Genomic DNA, 15,192 nt, shown 5'->3' on the forward strand with positions numbered 1-15,192 from the left:
GACTGCACCCCTTTCGGATATCTCTCCCGGGGAAAAGCCGAACTTGAAAAACTTAGAGTTGCGCAAGAACTCAGTCACTCCGTGATTTTAAGGGGGCGCGATGGCCAAGATCCGATCTTGGTGGGCACTGGCCTTGGTGGTCGTCGTCCTGGGTGCAGTGGGGTTTCTGGCCTGGCAAAGACTATCCGCCGAAGACGAGTTACAAGGCATCGCCTCGGGCAACGGACGTATCGAGGCGACCGAGATCGATATCTCGGCGCTGTCGGCAGGCAGGATAGACCGCATCGAGGCGGAGGAAGGCGAGTTCGTGCACCAGGGCGATGTCCTGGTGCAGATGGACCTGATGCAGCTCGAGGCCCGCAAGCACCAGGCTGAGGCAGAGCTGCGCCGTGCAACGATTGGCGTGGAAACGGCAAACAACCTTGTCACCCAGGCCGAGGCCGAGCAACGGGCGGCGGCTGCTGCCATCGAGCAGGCCGAGGCAGCGCGGGCAGCAGCGGCAGCGCGGCTAGCACGTACGGAGGCGCTGGCCGGAAAGGACGTCGCAACGCAACAGTCGCTGGACGATGCGACTGCCCAAAACCAGCAGGCCGAGGCCGCCGTCGCCTCGGCCGAGGCGGCGCTGGCGGCCAGCGAGGCCAAGATCAACACCGCCCGCGCCCAGGTCGTGGACGCAGAAGCCGCGGTCGAGGCGGCACAGGCTGCCCTTGAAGCGGTGCAGGTCTCCATCGATGACGCCACCTTAGAGTCCCCGCGCGACGGCCGGGTTCAATATCGCATCGCGCAAGATGGAGAGGTGGTTGGAGCTGGCAGCCGCATCCTTAATCTCGTCGATCTCGAGGATGTCTACATGACCTTCTTTCTTCCAACTGCCGTGGCAGGGCAGCTGGATGTCGGGGCTGAAGCCCGGCTGGTTCTGGATGCTGCACCCGAATATGTCATTCCTGCCCGCATCTCCTATGTCGCCGATGTCGCGCAGTTCACCCCCAAGACCATCGAGACAGCCGATGAGCGCGAAAAGCTGATGTTCCGCGTGCGCGCCCAGGTTGATCCGGCGTTGCTTGAAAAATACAGCAACTTTGTCAAGACCGGCATGCCCGGCACGGCCTATGTCCGCATTGATCCCAATGTCGAGTGGCCACAGTCCTTGGACAACCTGCTCCAATGAGCGCCCCGCAACGACACGCAGAGCCGGTCGTTGCCGTCGCCGACGTGTCGCACAGTTTTGGCAAGACCATTGCCCTCGATCAGGTGACGCTGGACATACCTCGGGGCCGAATGGTCGGCCTGATCGGTCCCGACGGCGTTGGCAAGTCCACGTTGCTCTCGCTCATCGGCGGGGCGCGGACCATCCAGCAAGGAAAGGTCATCTGTTTTGGCGGCGACATGGCCGATGCCCGGCACCGTCGCCTAACCTGTCCGCAAATCGCTTACATGCCGCAGGGGCTTGGAAAGAACCTTTATCCGGCATTGTCGGTTAGCGAGAACCTGGATTTCTTCGGCCGGCTGTTCGGGCATGAACTGGCCGAGCGTGAGCGGCGCATCACTGCATTGCTGGCGGCGACAGACATGTCCCCCTTCCGCGACCGTCCGGCGGGCAAGCTTTCGGGGGGAATGAAGCAGAAGCTGGGTCTCTGCTGCGCGCTGATCCACGACCCCGATCTGCTGATCCTAGACGAGCCCACGACGGGGGTCGACCCGCTGTCGCGCCGCCAGTTCTGGGAGTTGATCAACCGCATCCGCCGGGAGCGCCCGACCATGGGCGTTATCGTGGCGACCGCCTACCTCGAGGAAGCCGAGAGCTTTGACTGGCTTATAGCCATGGACGCGGGGCGCATCCTGGCCAAGGGAACTCCTGGCGAACTGCTGGCAAGCACCGGGACCAACAACCTGGACGCTGCCTTCGTCGCGCTGCTGCCCCCAAGCAAGAGCGCGGTCCACGAGCCGGTGGCAATCGCTCCGCGCCTGCCCAGCCCGGAAATCGCCATCGAGGCGCAGCACCTGACCAAGCGCTTCGGCGACTTCACCGCCGTGGACGATGTCAGCTTCAGCATCGGCAAAGGCGAGATCTTCGGCTTTCTGGGATCCAATGGCTGCGGCAAGACCACTACCATGAAGCTGCTGACCGGACTTCTCGAACCTTCGCAAGGCAGCGCCGAGCTTTTCGGCGAGAAGCTGGACTCCGGGGACATGGCTGTCCGCCGCCGGGTCGGCTATATGAGCCAGTCCTTCTCGCTATACTCAGAACTGACGGTTCGGCAGAACCTTATTCTGCACGCCCGCCTGTTCGACCTCGCAGCGGACACAATCCCGCAAAGGGTTGAGACAGTGCTCGACCGGTTCGGCCTCAGGGAAGAGGCCGAAGATCTTCCCGGCGATCTTCCCCTCGGGATCCGGCAGCGGCTGTCGCTCGCTGTAGCGATGATGCATGGGCCCGAACTCCTGATACTCGATGAACCGACCTCTGGCGTCGACCCGATCGCCCGAGACGGCTTTTGGCGCATGCTGGGCAGGCTCTCGCGCGAGGATGGGGTCACGATCTTCGTATCTACCCACTTCATGAACGAAGCGGAGCTTTGCGACCGCATTTCGCTGATGCACGCCGGACGCGTCTTGGTCAGCGATACGGCGGACGCGATCAAGCAGAGCAAAGGGGCCAGCACGCTGGACGAGGCTTTCATAGCCTATCTGCAGGAGGCCATGGGTCCACAACTGGATGAAGGAGCCAAGGCGGAAGATGCCGCGTTGACCTTGTCACCCGGCGAGGCCTCCCTTGCCCCCGGTTCGAAGTCGCCCGGCTTCAGCCTGCGGCGGCTGTTCAGCTATTCATGGATCGAGGCGTTGCAACTGCGACGCGATCCCATTCGCCTGACCATGGCGGCGATCGGGAGTGTGATCCTGATGTTTGTGATCGGCTATGGCATCAACATGGATGTCAAGGACCTGAACTTTGCGGTCCTCGACCGCGACCAGACCAGCGTCAGCCGCGACTATATCCTCGACATCGCCGGGTCGCCCTATTTCAACCAAACCGAGCCGCTGACCAGTTATGAGGACCTCGATGCCCGGACGAAGACGGGCAACCTGAGCCTCGCCATCGAGATCCCGCCCGGCTTTGCACGCGATCTAGCCCGTGGCCGTCCGGTCGAGATCGGAGCCTGGATCGACGGGGCCAATCCAAGCCGCGCCCAAACGGTGCAGGGCTATGTGCAGGGGATCCACGCAGACTGGCTGACGCGACAGGCCCGCACTTTGTACGGCGATGCAGCCGTGCAGGGCGATTTCGCGATCGAGGCACGCTTCCGCTACAATCCTAATGTCGCCAGTATCGTCGCCATCGTTCCGGCCGTCATTCCACTGCTGCTGCTGGTCATCCCGGCCATCCTGACCACCCTCAGTGTCGTGCGGGAAAAGGAACTTGGCTCCATCATCAATTTCTACGTCACTCCTGTAACTAGGGTCGAGTTCCTGATGGGGAAGCAGCTTCCCTATGTGATCCTGGCCATGCTGAACTTTCTCGCCCTGACGGCTTTGGCCATGCTGGCGATGGGCGTGCCCTTTACCGGCAGCTTTCTTGCGTTCTCGCTGGCTGCCTTGCTGTATGTCATCGCCGCGACAGGGATCGGGCTGCTGACCTCGACCTTCCTGCGCAGCCAGGTGGCGGCGCTGTTTGCGACCGCGCTGATCACGATCATCCCGGCCGCCCAGTATTCGGGCATGATCAACCCGGTATCGTCCCTGCAGGGTGCGGGCCGGATCATCGGCGAAATCTTTCCGACGACCTGGTTCATCATCGTTTCGCGCGGCGTCTTTGCCAAGGGGCTGGGGCTGGACGATCTCGGAATGTCGCTTGTCGCCCTGGCAGCCGCAGTGCCGGTGATCCTGGGATTGAGCGTCCTTTTGCTACGGAAACAGGACAGATGAGGCTGAGCAACGTTTGGAACCTGGGTGTCAAGGAGTTGCAGGGGCTGTGGCGCGATCCCGCGCTGCTGCTGCTGATCGGCTATGCCTTCTCGCTCTCCATCTATACAGCCGGCCGCGCTTCCCCGGACAATCTGTCGAATGCCACTATCGGCATTGTTGACGAGGACCGCTCGACACTTTCCGATCGCATCGCCACCGCATTCATGCCCCCCCACTTCGTGCCGGAGCAGATCACCACGTCCGAGATGGACAGCCGTATGGACCAGGGCCGCGACACCTTTACGCTCGACATCCCTCCCGATTTCGAGCGCGATCTGCTGGCAGGTCATGCGCCCGCGATCCAGTTGAACATCGATGCCACCCGAATGAGCCAGGCCTTTACAGGCAGCGGCTATATCCAGCAGATCCTCAACGCGGAAGTCGCGGAATTCCTGGCGGGTTACCGCGCGCCGAGCTCCGTGCCGGTGGCACTGGAGCTGCGGTCGCGTTACAATCCCAAGCTTGATCCAGGCTGGTTCGGGGCCATTTCCAGCGTGATCACCTCGATCACCATGCTGTCCCTCATCCTGACGGGAGCCGCCCTGATCCGCGAAAAGGAGCATGGCACCGTCGAGCATCTGCTCGTCATGCCCGTGACGGCGGCCGAGATCATGCTGTCCAAGATCTGGTCGATGGGACTGGTTGTGCTTTTGGCATCGGCCTTTGCGATCATCGTCGTGGTGCAGATGCTGCTGCAGGTGCCGGTGGCGGGCTCGTTGCCCCTGTTTATCCTTGCCTCGGTGCTGATGCTCTTTGCCATGACCTCGATGGGCATCTTCCTTGCCACGCTCGCCGGCTCGATGCCGCAGTTCGGCCTGCTGATCATGCTGGTGCTGCTGCCGCTGCAAATCCTGTCGGGCGCCATGACCCCGCGTGAAAGCATGCCCCGGATCATCCAGGACATCATGCTCCTAGCACCCAACACGCATTTCGTAATACTCTCGCAAGGCATCCTGTTCCGCGGCGCTGGCCTGGACGTGGTCTGGCCCAATCTGTTGGGGCTTGCGCTCATTGGAGCCGGACTATTCGCCCTTGCATTGCGTCAGTTCCGCCGCTTCTTGACGTGACCCGCGCCCAGCCGCTTTCAGACAAACTTGACAGTGCGCTATATCTTAAATGCGCTCATTTGCCGTCGGGCTGAAAGGCGCCCCCATTCGGACGCTCCACTTGTCAGATCAAAATCCGAAAAGCTGACGTTCTAGTCAGCCTCCGGAACGCGTCCCACGCCACCTGAGGCGAGAGTGGGCGCAAGCTGACGTTTGGCGCGTTCAGCCCTCGTTCGTTGCCCATAGCCCCACAACGTCTCGCATTGTGACCGGCCGCCGGTCTAGAGCGAGCGCGAGTGCCGGCTCAACGGACGCAAATTCTCCGGCGCGACTGGCGACGAAAATGCCCAGGAGAAACTCGGCCTGTTCTCTAGGCATTCCGTAGGCCACCATCATCGCTAGATACTCCTCATCGCTGACGGTGATACGGGTTATTGTCCGCCCCGAGACCTCGGAGGCGATTGCCGCAAGGTCCGCCAGATCCAGCGCCTCGCTGCCGGTCAATGCTGGCGTCACGCCGGTCATCGCCAAGTCGCCCGTCAAGGTGAGAGCCGCCGCTTCGGCCAAATCCGCATGCGTCGTCCAGGAGACCGGACCGTCGGAGGGGGCGAGTATTTTCCCGCTTTCCAAGGCGCCGCGCATAAACATCAGCGCGGCGGCTGCATAGAAGCCATTGCGCAACGAGGTAAAGGCAGTTCCAGCCTCCATCAGCATCTGCTCGGTTGCCGCATGGTCGCGCATTGATGCGAAATGGGACTGCGGGTTGGCACCCATATGACTGGTATAGACGATCCGCTCCACTCCGGCGGCCTTCGCGGCCCGGATTGCGTTGGCATGCTGGCGCAGGGCTTCGGCCCCATGCCGGGCGCTGGATACCAGCAGCAGGGTGGCGGCTCCTTCAAAGCTTCGCGCCAACCCGGCGTCGTTGTAGTCACCCTGCCGGACCTGCACGCCGCGCTTGACCCAGGGGGCGCCTTTGTCGGGGCTGCGGACGCTGACGCCGATTGCGCCTGCCGGCAGGCGGCTGAGCAGGTTCTCGACAATTCCCTTGCCGAGCAGGCCGGTGGCACCGGTTACAATAATCACGCGTGTTCTCCTAAAGGCTATCATCCGTGGCATCTCGTGCGACGCCATTTCCCCGGTTGTGACTGTTCTTCTTTCACGTGATAACCGTGGCAAATTCGAATGGGGCGTTCTCCATGAAGAACAACGTGTCGGCCGATGACCTGCGCATCTTTCTGGCGGTGGTTCAGGAACGCGGCTTCCGTGCCGCGGCCAAACGCCTTGACGTCGCGCCCTCCAGGGTCAGTACGACAATCACGCGGATCGAGGCCGATATGGGAGTGCCGCTCCTCTTGCGCTCCACGCGGAGCGTCCAGCCGACTGAGCATGGCCGTAGGCTAGCCACCCAAATAGGGCCGCTTCTCACTGGCATCGATGCTGCCATCGCCGAGGTGGCGAGCGCCACCGACAAAATCCGCGGACGGCTGAAGCTCAATGTCCCCGGCGCAGTTATTCCCGATATCCTGCCCCAGATATTGTCGAAGTTTCAGGACAGGCATCCCGAAGTCGATGTGGAACTTGTCGTCGAGAACGACCTGATCGATATCATCGCTGCCGGATGCGATGCCGGCATCCGCTACGGCTCGCATTTGGCCAAAGACATGATTTCCGTCCCGATCGGCCCGAGGGTGCAACAAGTGGCCTTGGCGGCGGCCCCATCCTATCTCGCCCGGTATGGTCATCCCGCGAGCCCGACCGACCTGACGCATCATCGAGCGATCCTTTACCGGTTGCCAAGCGGGACGCTGCTGCCATGGCGGTTGCAACAGGGCGATGAGACCGTGACCGTGGAGGCGACGGCGGGGCTGGTGATCAGCGTCAACGCGCTCGACGGTGGGCTCAGCTATGCCCGGAAGGGCATGGGTATCATCGGCGCCTTCCGCAACTGGTGCGCAGATGACTTTCGTTCAGGCACACTCGTTCCGATCCTGGAAAACTGGTGGGCCAAGCTCGACGGTCCACGCCTGTACTATCCAAGCCGATTTGCTGCTGCACCACTGCGCGCCTTCATCGAAGTCAGCCGCAGTGACTTGCACGAGCAGCAAAAAATGTCAGCTTCTGAAAAGACCTAAGACGGGACAACATGACCCGGGTGGGATCGGTGATGGCCTGGCAGCAGCGCGCCCCACGCTCGCCGTTCCGAAGATCTGCGCCGCTTCTCAAAAGCGGACATCGTGATGGTGACGGTCGCGCGCCGTGGTCAGCAGCAGCCAGACAGATCGTGAAACCAGTGCTCGATTTCAGCTCCGATGGTCGGCCAAGCCGATCGGAGGCCCTCAACTCGTTGCGTTTCGCTGCGGTAGCGGGCACGGAGTTCGTTATGCACGGCATCGAGATCAATGCCGAGAAGGCCGCCTGCCTTGACGATGGTACGGCCGGCGACAATCACCTCCATAATGTGATTTGCGTCTGCCCTCGCGAACAGCAGGTCAATGGGGTTAACATCCATGATGCGGTCGCGATCGAGTTGGTCGTAATCGATGACAACAAGGTCAGCGGCAGCGCCTAGGGCGATCCGGCCCGTCCCGGGCGCGCCCGTGGCAGCTCGACCATGCGCGATGCTTTGCGCCAGAAATGCCGGGCGATGCCATGTCTGCTTGAAGCCGCTTCCGCCATGCAGGGCATTGGCGAGCCGGGTCTCGCGGACCATGTCGTCATCTTCGTCGAACGCCAATCCATCCATGCCAACGGCTATCCGGCAGCCGCGGGCATAGGCATCTGCAATTGGGCCGATACCGGAGCGCAAGTGCATGTTGGAGCTTGAATTGGTGACAATGGTCGCTCCGGCCTCGGCAATCAGGTCAAGTTCGTCCGGTCGGGCATGAATGCAATGGGCGAGCGCCAGCCGGGGAGAGAGGAGGCCGATCTCCTTGAGGTAGGTCACGATGCCCTGCGGAAAATTGCGGTCCGCCCATTCGCGTTGATAGATGGTCTCAAGAAGATGCATATGGACGCGGCGACCCGTCTCGGCGGATCGCGCGGCAATCGCTTCGAGCAGGCCGGGCGAACACCACTGAACTGCTGCGGGGCCGAATTGCACGTCAACCATCGGCCCTTCAATGGCTTGGGCAATTGCTTCGGTGGTTTCGATCAAGGCCGTGATCGGTGCTGACGGCTGGCAATAGATTTGCCTGACCAACGCTGCGGTCTCAGGGGACAGGCGGGCGAGAATATGGGCTTCATCGCCATAAACCAGCGGATTGCGGTCGCGCAGGGCCGGGGCATAAGCGATGCGCACACCGATATCGGCAGCGGCGCGCGCGACTTCGCGAGCTTCATCGACCGGGGATAATCGTCCGCTGGGCCGCGTATAATGGACCATGACCGAAGCGCAGCCGGATCGGGCGGCGCGCGCCAGGGGCGCCAGGGCGGCGAGATAGGCGTCGGGCGGCGTGGCGAGCATGGATCGAGGCAGCCAGGTCTCAAGCGGCATGAAGGCTGCACCAAAGGACGACATGGCCAAGGGCCGGGCGTGGTCGTGTCCATTGGCGAAGGCGGGCAGGACCAGTGTACGGCCAGCACCGGCCCGAGACGCTTGGCCCGGCAATAGTCTCGAGATGATCTCACCATGCAGTTCTATCGCCACGTCGCTGTCGACGCCAATTGCCGGATCGATGAAGGCGTAGGTGGCTTGAATTGACGGCATGGCGGTCGCCCCGGATGGATCGGCGAGGATTGCCCCGGAACAACGACGGCTCCGGGGGTAAAGGCGCTTTACTGTGCCACGTAGACGAGTTCGCGATCTGGGCGCGGGGGAAGAAATTCACGCGAGAAAACCTGGCTCGTTTCCGGTGTACTGGCGAGACCATAGCCTTCAACGACGATGTCGATCGAGCGCGCCAAACGTTCGTCATCAACATCGCCGAGACCGATTTCCGCAGCTTCCTCGGAAGCCATAAGCCTTGCATAGGCAAAGTTCAGCCGCATACGCTCCACCTCTTCATTGACGAGGTTGTCGTAGTTCATGACGGCCTGCATTGCCGTGTCCTGATCCACGCCGATCTCGATGGATGCCCGGTTCACCGCGCGCACCAGACCGGCGACCGCTTCGGGGTTTTCCTTGATAAGCTGCTGGGAAACCATCATGCCGTTGGAATAAAGATCCATCCCGTAGTCACCGAACTGCCAGAAGTCGAAATCCTTCTCGGGGTCCTGGCGGTTGTTGATCAGGTTGAAGTAGCTGGTGATATTAAAGACCAGGGCGCCGTCGATCTCGCCGCGGATCAGCATGGGTTCCTGCAGGTTGGGCGCCATGTTCGAAACGGCGATGGCGTCGACATCGAGATCGTTGGTGCGGGCAAAAACCGGCAGGAGGCGGGTCGTTGGTGTGCCCTGCGCGCCGCCGAGGGTGCGGCCTTCGAAGTCCTTGATCGAGGTGATGCCGCTGCTCTTTTTGGTGACTACAGCGAATGGAGGCTGGTTCCACATCATGTAGACCATCACCGGAACCTCGTTGGGACGCTCCGCCGCGTTCTGGATGATGGCATTGATGTCACCAAAGCCGGCGTCATAAGCGCCACCCATGATGCGGGTCACCGTCGCCCCGGAGCCCTCACCCTTGTCGATTACGACATTAAGGCCTTCTTCCTCGAAGTACCCCTTGTCCTTGGCGACGAAGAAGGCGGCGTCCGAGCCCTGAGTGACCCAGCCGAGGGTAAAGCGGATATCGGTGAGCTCCTGCGCGAAGGCTGACGAGGTGGTCAGAGCGAGAAAGCCGAGGCCCGCAATCAGTAGACGTTTCATTCAAGTTCTCCTTATGCGTGGGACGAGGTGAATGGATCAGGTCGGAATTTCCCGCTTGCGGGTCGCCCAGCCGGTGACCCGACCCTCGATCAGCGAGAAGATGGCGTAGAGAGCGACCCCGAGCGCCGCGAGAATGAACAGGCCCGCAAAGACGAGCGGCACGTCGAAATTGGATGAGGCTGTCATCATGACGTTGCCGATGCCACGGTTCGAGGCGACGGTTTCGGACAGCACGGTGCCAACGAACGCGTAGGTGACGGCCACCTTCAGCGACGCGAAAAAGAACGGCATGGTGCGCGGGAGCCCGACATTCCAGAGAATATCGAGCTTGCTAGCCCCAAGGGCCTTGAGCACATCTTCCTGTTCCGGCTCGGTGGTCGCCAGACCAGTCGCGATGTTGACGACAATGGGGAAGAAGCAGATCACGATGGCGGTGAGGATTGCCGGCACGGTGCCCGAGCCAAACCAGAGCACGAAGATCGGCACCACGGCGACTTTGGGGATCGATGAAAAGCCGATGAGCAGCGGATAGGCCGTGTCATAGGCAGTGCGCGAGACCCCGACCGCCGCGCCGATCAGAACGCCGATCGCGACCCCCAGCCCGAAGCCGATCAAGGTTGTGACTAGTGTCTGCACGACATGCGGCCAGAGCACATTCATCCGCGAGAACAGGGTGGCAAATACCTGTGAGGGTCGCGGCAGGATGAGGTCTGAAATTCCAAGCGCAAGGCAGAGCACTTCCCAAAGCACGAAGAACCCGACGATGACGGCGGCCGCGGCGAGCCGGCGCCGGAGAGTATAGCTCATGTGCGGGACTCCTCGCCGGGGCGGGCACTGCCGCGCGCGTCGACGATGAGGCCGCGCAAGCGTTGGTTAAGATCGACAAAGTCAGACTCGAAGGTCATTTCGATTGTGCGGGGGCGTGCGAAAGTGACGGCGCTGTCATCAAGAATGCGGCCGGGACGAGCGCTCATGACGCAGATGCGCTCGGCAAGAAAACCGGCTTCCTTGAGATCATGGGTGACCAGAAGCACCGTGGGGCGCAGTTTGATCCAAAGATCCTGCAAGGTCCCCCAGAGTTCCTCCCGGGTGAACTGATCCAGGGCCCCGAAGGGTTCATCGAGGAGGAGCAGGCGCGGCTCGTGAACCAGCGCGCGGCACAGATTTGCCCGCTGCAGCATGCCGCCCGAGAGCTGCCAGGGAAAATGATTGGCGAAGCCCTTCAACCCCACCTCATCGAGAAGCGCATGGACGCGATCGCGATACCCGGTCTTCTTTTTGGCGTGAAACTCCTGCCGGAACGGCCGCACTATCTTGAGCGGCATCATCACGTTCTTTTCGATGGTCAGCCATGGCAGCATGGTCGGGTTTTGGAAGGCCATCCCGATACGCAGTGCCTTGGCGGCGACTTCGCGTCCGCCGACGATCACGGCGCCGGTGGTTGGATTGATCAGGCCCGCAGCAAGCTTGAGTATTGTCGACTTACCGCATCCCGACGGGCCTACGAGGGCAAGGAACTCGCCATCGGCAACTTTCAGCGAGGTTTCCGACAGGGCCGGAACCTGGTTGTTGCCCCGCCCGAAGGTCACTGTCGCCTGCGACAGCTCGACGGCGGGGGAAATCACGCGCGGTGGGGAAGCCACCTCGGCTCTCGCCTCTGAAGAAAGGGGTGACGTCACTTGCATACTCATCATAACCAAACCTGTATGCAATTGCGGTGCCACTTGGCCGTCCTGCAGCGCTGCCCCAGAGTCCCGCTGTCGCAGGGAAGTCCTGCCGACCTGAATTGATCATTTAGGGAACAATCAGAAGAATCTGCGTACTATTTAGGCATCTCGGATTCAGAATGAGCGGAGAGGGGCGCCAGCGGGTCGGTGATTGCTTGTGGATGCTGACGCCGCTATCACCGGCGCACCAAGGGAGCGGGATGACTGTGTCCAGGACCACGAAGACTAGTGCACTCGACAACGACGGCTCTAGGGGCGAAGACAAGGCGGGGACGATCCGCCGGGCGATCCGCGGTGCCATTGTCGAGCGCGCGTTACGCCCCGGTGACCGACTCCCCGAGGATACCTTGGGCGAGCGCTTCGGTGTCAGCCGCACCATTGCGCGTCATGCGCTCGGTCAATTGGCCTCGGAAGGCCTAGTCGATCTGCGCCGCAACCGGATTGCCGTAGTCGCGACGCCGTCAATGGAAGAGGCGCGCGACACGTTCGAGGTCCGCATCGAACTGGAACGGCTTGTCGTCAAGGCGCTGGCAGGCCGGCTGGACAAGAGCCAGATTGCTTTGCTGCGTGAGCACGTCAAGGCGGAACAATCAGCAAGGGGCGGAAGCGAAGCGGCCTCGATCCGCCTGGCCACCGAGTTCCACGTGTTGCTGGCGGAGATGACCGGCAAGTCCATCCTCACCCGCTATGTCAACGAAGTCTCATACCGCTGTGCATTGACGCTGTCGGCTTTCAGCCGCCCGCACTCTGCGGACTGCGCCGTCAATGAGCATAGTCAGATCATCGAGGCGCTCGCCGCCGGGAGCGCGGAGGACGCCATGAAACTGATGAGCAGTCATCTTGAGGAAGTCGCCGAACGCGCGCTTCTGGTAGCGCCCGAGGCGCGCGCACGCGACCTGATGGATATTCTTGCGCCCTATGCCGAGCAAGTGGCGTTAGCGCCCGATCGGGGGCCATCGGGCAGGCGCTGACCCAGCTCGGCCGTCACATCAACGCCGCGAAACCGAAGGGTCGAGGATCCATTCGGCACTATCGTTCCACACATCCATCTTGACGATCTTACCGTTGCGCACGACGAAGCGATCAACGTAGCGATTGTCCTTAAACGGCGTGCCGTCAGGCCATTCGCCATACAGCGTGCCGATACTGTAGACGACCGTCTCCCCGGCTGAGCGAGCGACATCGAACCGCTGCATGCTCTTTTTCACCCATTTGTACCGCGCAGCATTGAAGCCCGTCGGGCCCCGCGGGTGATCGTAGTCTCGGCCGCCCGTAAAGGTGACGACGAAATCGGGCCCCACGAATTCGGCTGCCGCATCGGGATCTGGGATCATGGAGGCATCTAGATATTGCCGCACGATCTCGGCGTCCTGGTCAACTAGACGAGCCGGGATGTTGTGTGAGGATAGGGTTGCAGCCATCGATCTGTCCTTCCATCGAGCAGTGGCATTCGCGCACTGGACCTTGCCAAAGTGAATGCAATAATGCTTCAGAAGTGTATGCGACTGACGCGCCGCTGCAAGGGAGTTCTTGCCTATGATCGATCTGATTGTCCGCAAAGCATGTCTGCGCGGTCGCGAGGGCGTCTGGGACATGGCGATCGGAAGCGGGCGCATCCAGGCCATCGAGCGCGAGATCACTGCCGATGCGCCCGTCGAAGATGTGGGGCGCTGCATTGTGCTCCCTGGCTTTTGCGACAGCCATGTTCATCTCGACAAGGCGTGCCTGCTGGATCGCTGCGGGCATGATCATGCAACGCTGGGCGAAGCCATCGCCGCTGTTTCAGCGCTCAAACAAGGCATGAGCGTCGAGGACGTTTACGACAGGGGCGCCCGATGCCTCGAGCGGGCTATTGTCCAGGGCACGAGCTATATGCGCACGCATGTGGAGATCGACCCCAAGATCGGTCTACGTTCGTTTGAAGCTATCCGGCAGCTCAAGCGCGAGTATGCCTGGGCGATCGATCTTTCAATCTGCGTGTTCCCCCAGGAAGGGCTGTTCAATAATCTCGGGACGGAGGCGTTGCTGGTCGAGGCGCTGGAAAATGGCGCGGATTTGGTCGGAGGCTGCCCCTATACCGACACGCAGCCCGAAGCTCATATAGGCCGCGTCTTCGACCTCGCCGAGCGCTTCGAGGTCGATATCGATTTTCATCTCGATTTCGATCTGGACCCAAGCTGGACGCACCTCGACACGGTCCTGCACGAAACCGAAAAGCGGCGCCTCGGGGGAAGAGTTGCTGTTGGCCATGCCACCAAGCTTTCGGCGCTCACGCCCGAAACCCTCGCCGCTGTCACGACGAGGCTGGTCTCCGCCGGGGTCGCCGTAACCTCGCTGCCTGCCACCGACCTCTTCCTGACCGGCCGAGATCGCGCTCAAGACGTGCCCCGCGGCGTTGCGCCGGTTCATCGATTGGCAAGTGCGGGGGTGTGCTGCTCGATCGCGACCAACAATGTGCTCAATCCCTTCACACCCTTTGGCGATTTCTCACTGCTGCGCATGGCCAATCTCTACGCCAATGTGTGTCATGCCGGTCCGCTGGAATTCGACACGGTGCTCGACCTCGTGACCCAAAGCGCGGCGCGGCTTCTCCGGCTGGACGGGTACGGCATCGAGGCGGGTGCATTCGCTGATCTAGTGGTGCTCGATGCGTCCAATCAGGTGGAAGCGCTAGGCGGGATTGCCCCGCCGCTTTTTGCGCTGAAGCGCGGCCAGAAGACCTTTTCGCGCCCCCGCCCAGTGCTGCTGCCGCCGCAGCACACTGCTGCCAGCCTATGAGCCAAGCAATGCCTAAATGGACTGGACCCTTCATCCTTGCCGTTGCCCTCTCGGCGGCGGCCGTCCGCATGCTCTGGAGTTTTCCTTGATGCCCGGCATGATTGTCAGCCCCCACTCGCTCGCGACCAAGGCCGGTGAGGATGTTCTCGCCAGGGGCGGTAACGCCATCGAAGCGGCCATCGCCGTCAATGCGGTAATGGCTGTGGTGTACCCTCATTTCTGCGGCATCGGCGGCGATGCGGTGTGGCTGGTATCCGATGGTCAGGGCGCGCAAACGACCTTTCTGGGGATCGGGCAGGCGATAAACCGTGGGGACGCGAGGGCCCCCATGCCCGTAAGAGGCGCGCGTTCGGTTCTGACAACGGCTGCGGTGGTCGATAGTTGGGCGCATGTGCTTGGGCATTGGCCCGCACGCCATTCTTTGGGTGACCTTATCGAGCCGGCCATAAAGATCGCTGCGGACGGGTTTGAGGTCTCGGCGTCCCAGCGATACTGGCTTGCACTACGCACCAAGGAAACGGCGAACTGGCCGGGCTTTGATGCGCTGTTCCGGCAAGAAGGCTGGTGTGTGCAAACCGAGCTGGCGCGCACGCTCGAGCAGATCGCCAGGCAAGGCGCCCGGGTGTTTTACGAAGGGGAACTGGGTGACAGGATCGTCCGCGGCCTCAAGGCGGCGGGGGTCCCGATCGACCATGCCGATCTTGCCGCGACGCAGACGCGCAACGCCGCCCCTGTTGCTATCGACTACCGGGGGTTGCAGCTCCTTGCGCCGCCAGCGCCCACACAGGGTCTGACGACACTGGGCATCATGGGCATTCTCTCCCATTTTGATTTCTCGTCCATTGCCGAGGACAGCGCCGAGCATGTTCACC

The 15,192-nt window shown here is 61.8% G+C and carries 13 protein-coding genes; 7 read left to right on the forward strand and 6 right to left on the reverse strand.

The window, feature by feature from the left end; genetic code table 11:
* Positions 1-100: 100 nt before the first annotated feature.
* Genes HRQ64_RS17355 through HRQ64_RS17365 form a run of 3 tightly spaced genes read left to right on the forward strand, consistent with a single transcriptional unit; the run spans position 101 to position 5,030 of the window.
* Complete coding sequence (locus HRQ64_RS17355; protein ID WP_172124675.1) at positions 101-1,168, forward strand: HlyD family efflux transporter periplasmic adaptor subunit; 1,068 nt, start codon at positions 101-103, stop codon at positions 1,166-1,168.
* A complete protein-coding gene (gene rbbA, locus HRQ64_RS17360) occupies positions 1,165-3,924 on the forward strand; it encodes a ribosome-associated ATPase/putative transporter RbbA (protein WP_172124677.1) in 2,760 nt (919 codons plus the stop codon). The genes HRQ64_RS17355 and rbbA overlap by 4 nt, the downstream gene beginning before the upstream one ends.
* Positions 3,921-5,030 (forward strand): ABC transporter permease, encoded by a 1,110-nt coding sequence (locus tag HRQ64_RS17365; RefSeq protein ID WP_172124679.1) that lies wholly within the window; start codon positions 3,921-3,923, stop codon positions 5,028-5,030. Before rbbA ends, HRQ64_RS17365 begins: the two co-directional genes overlap by 4 nt.
* Positions 5,031-5,231: 201 nt before the next feature.
* On the opposite strand, the gene HRQ64_RS17370 is transcribed toward HRQ64_RS17365, so the two are convergent.
* Positions 5,232-6,095 (reverse strand): NAD(P)H-binding protein, encoded by an 864-nt coding sequence (locus HRQ64_RS17370; RefSeq protein ID WP_172124681.1) that lies wholly within the window; start codon positions 6,093-6,095, stop codon positions 5,232-5,234.
* 113 nt (positions 6,096-6,208) lie between these two features.
* On the opposite strand from HRQ64_RS17370, the gene HRQ64_RS17375 reads away from it, so the two are divergent.
* Positions 6,209-7,144 carry a LysR family transcriptional regulator gene (locus HRQ64_RS17375; RefSeq protein ID WP_172124683.1) on the forward strand — a complete coding sequence of 312 codons (936 nt, stop codon included), beginning with the start codon at positions 6,209-6,211 and terminating at the stop codon, positions 7,142-7,144.
* Between the two features lie 128 nt (positions 7,145-7,272).
* Here the strand turns inward: HRQ64_RS17375 and HRQ64_RS17380 are convergent, their stop codons facing one another.
* The 4 genes from HRQ64_RS17380 to HRQ64_RS17395 all read right to left on the reverse strand — a co-directional run bounded on the left by HRQ64_RS17380 (position 7,273) and on the right by HRQ64_RS17395 (position 11,500).
* Positions 7,273-8,718, reverse strand: coding sequence for an amidohydrolase family protein (locus HRQ64_RS17380; protein WP_172124685.1), 1,446 nt, complete (start codon positions 8,716-8,718; stop codon positions 7,273-7,275).
* Between the two features lie 68 nt (positions 8,719-8,786).
* Positions 8,787-9,815 (reverse strand): ABC transporter substrate-binding protein, encoded by a 1,029-nt coding sequence (locus HRQ64_RS17385; RefSeq protein WP_172124687.1) that lies wholly within the window; start codon positions 9,813-9,815, stop codon positions 8,787-8,789.
* A 36-nt stretch (positions 9,816-9,851) separates the two neighbouring features.
* Positions 9,852-10,622, reverse strand: coding sequence for an ABC transporter permease (locus HRQ64_RS17390; protein ID WP_172124689.1), 771 nt, complete (start codon positions 10,620-10,622; stop codon positions 9,852-9,854).
* Positions 10,619-11,500: an ABC transporter ATP-binding protein gene (locus tag HRQ64_RS17395; protein WP_172125160.1), complete on the reverse strand. Its 882-nt coding sequence runs from the start codon at positions 11,498-11,500 to the stop codon at positions 10,619-10,621. Before HRQ64_RS17395 ends, HRQ64_RS17390 begins: the two co-directional genes overlap by 4 nt.
* Before the next feature lie 242 nt (positions 11,501-11,742).
* Here HRQ64_RS17395 and HRQ64_RS17400 point away from each other — a divergent pair, with 242 nt between their 5' ends.
* The gene (locus HRQ64_RS17400; protein WP_172124691.1) at positions 11,743-12,513 is read left to right on the forward strand and encodes a GntR family transcriptional regulator; all 771 of its coding nucleotides are present in this window, start codon (positions 11,743-11,745) and stop codon (positions 12,511-12,513) included.
* An 18-nt stretch (positions 12,514-12,531) separates the two neighbouring features.
* On the opposite strand, the gene HRQ64_RS17405 is transcribed toward HRQ64_RS17400, so the two are convergent.
* Positions 12,532-12,963: a nuclear transport factor 2 family protein gene (locus tag HRQ64_RS17405; protein WP_172124693.1), complete on the reverse strand. Its 432-nt coding sequence runs from the start codon at positions 12,961-12,963 to the stop codon at positions 12,532-12,534.
* Positions 12,964-13,078: 115 nt separating this feature from the next.
* On the opposite strand from HRQ64_RS17405, the gene HRQ64_RS17410 reads away from it, so the two are divergent.
* Together HRQ64_RS17410 and HRQ64_RS17415 are read left to right on the forward strand one after the other, a co-directional pair.
* Complete coding sequence (locus HRQ64_RS17410; protein WP_172124695.1) at positions 13,079-14,320, forward strand: amidohydrolase family protein; 1,242 nt, start codon at positions 13,079-13,081, stop codon at positions 14,318-14,320.
* Between the two features lie 88 nt (positions 14,321-14,408).
* The coding region (locus HRQ64_RS17415; protein WP_172124697.1) for a gamma-glutamyltransferase at positions 14,409-15,192 on the forward strand (784 nt) is incomplete at its 3' end.

The sequence above is a fragment of the Devosia sp. 919 genome (assembly GCF_013185965.1).
Taxonomy (GTDB): Bacteria; Pseudomonadota; Alphaproteobacteria; order Rhizobiales; family Devosiaceae; genus Devosia.

Coding starts and splice junctions, on each gene's coding strand:
- HRQ64_RS17355 (WP_172124675.1), top strand. CDS start 101: ATGGCCAAGATCCGATCTTGGTGGGCACTGGCCTTGGTGGTCGTCGTC.
- HRQ64_RS17365 (WP_172124679.1), top strand. CDS start 3,921: ATGAGGCTGAGCAACGTTTGGAACCTGGGTGTCAAGGAGTTGCAGGGG.
- rbbA (WP_172124677.1), top strand. CDS start 1,165: ATGAGCGCCCCGCAACGACACGCAGAGCCGGTCGTTGCCGTCGCCGAC.
- HRQ64_RS17410 (WP_172124695.1), top strand. CDS start 13,079: ATGATCGATCTGATTGTCCGCAAAGCATGTCTGCGCGGTCGCGAGGGC.
- HRQ64_RS17400 (WP_172124691.1), top strand. CDS start 11,743: ATGACTGTGTCCAGGACCACGAAGACTAGTGCACTCGACAACGACGGC.
- HRQ64_RS17380 (WP_172124685.1), bottom strand. CDS start 8,718: ATGCCGTCAATTCAAGCCACCTACGCCTTCATCGATCCGGCAATTGGC.
- HRQ64_RS17375 (WP_172124683.1), top strand. CDS start 6,209: ATGAAGAACAACGTGTCGGCCGATGACCTGCGCATCTTTCTGGCGGTG.
- HRQ64_RS17385 (WP_172124687.1), bottom strand. CDS start 9,815: ATGAAACGTCTACTGATTGCGGGCCTCGGCTTTCTCGCTCTGACCACC.
- HRQ64_RS17395 (WP_172125160.1), bottom strand. CDS start 11,500: ATGCAAGTGACGTCACCCCTTTCTTCAGAGGCGAGAGCCGAGGTGGCT.
- HRQ64_RS17390 (WP_172124689.1), bottom strand. CDS start 10,622: ATGAGCTATACTCTCCGGCGCCGGCTCGCCGCGGCCGCCGTCATCGTC.
- HRQ64_RS17405 (WP_172124693.1), bottom strand. CDS start 12,963: ATGGCTGCAACCCTATCCTCACACAACATCCCGGCTCGTCTAGTTGAC.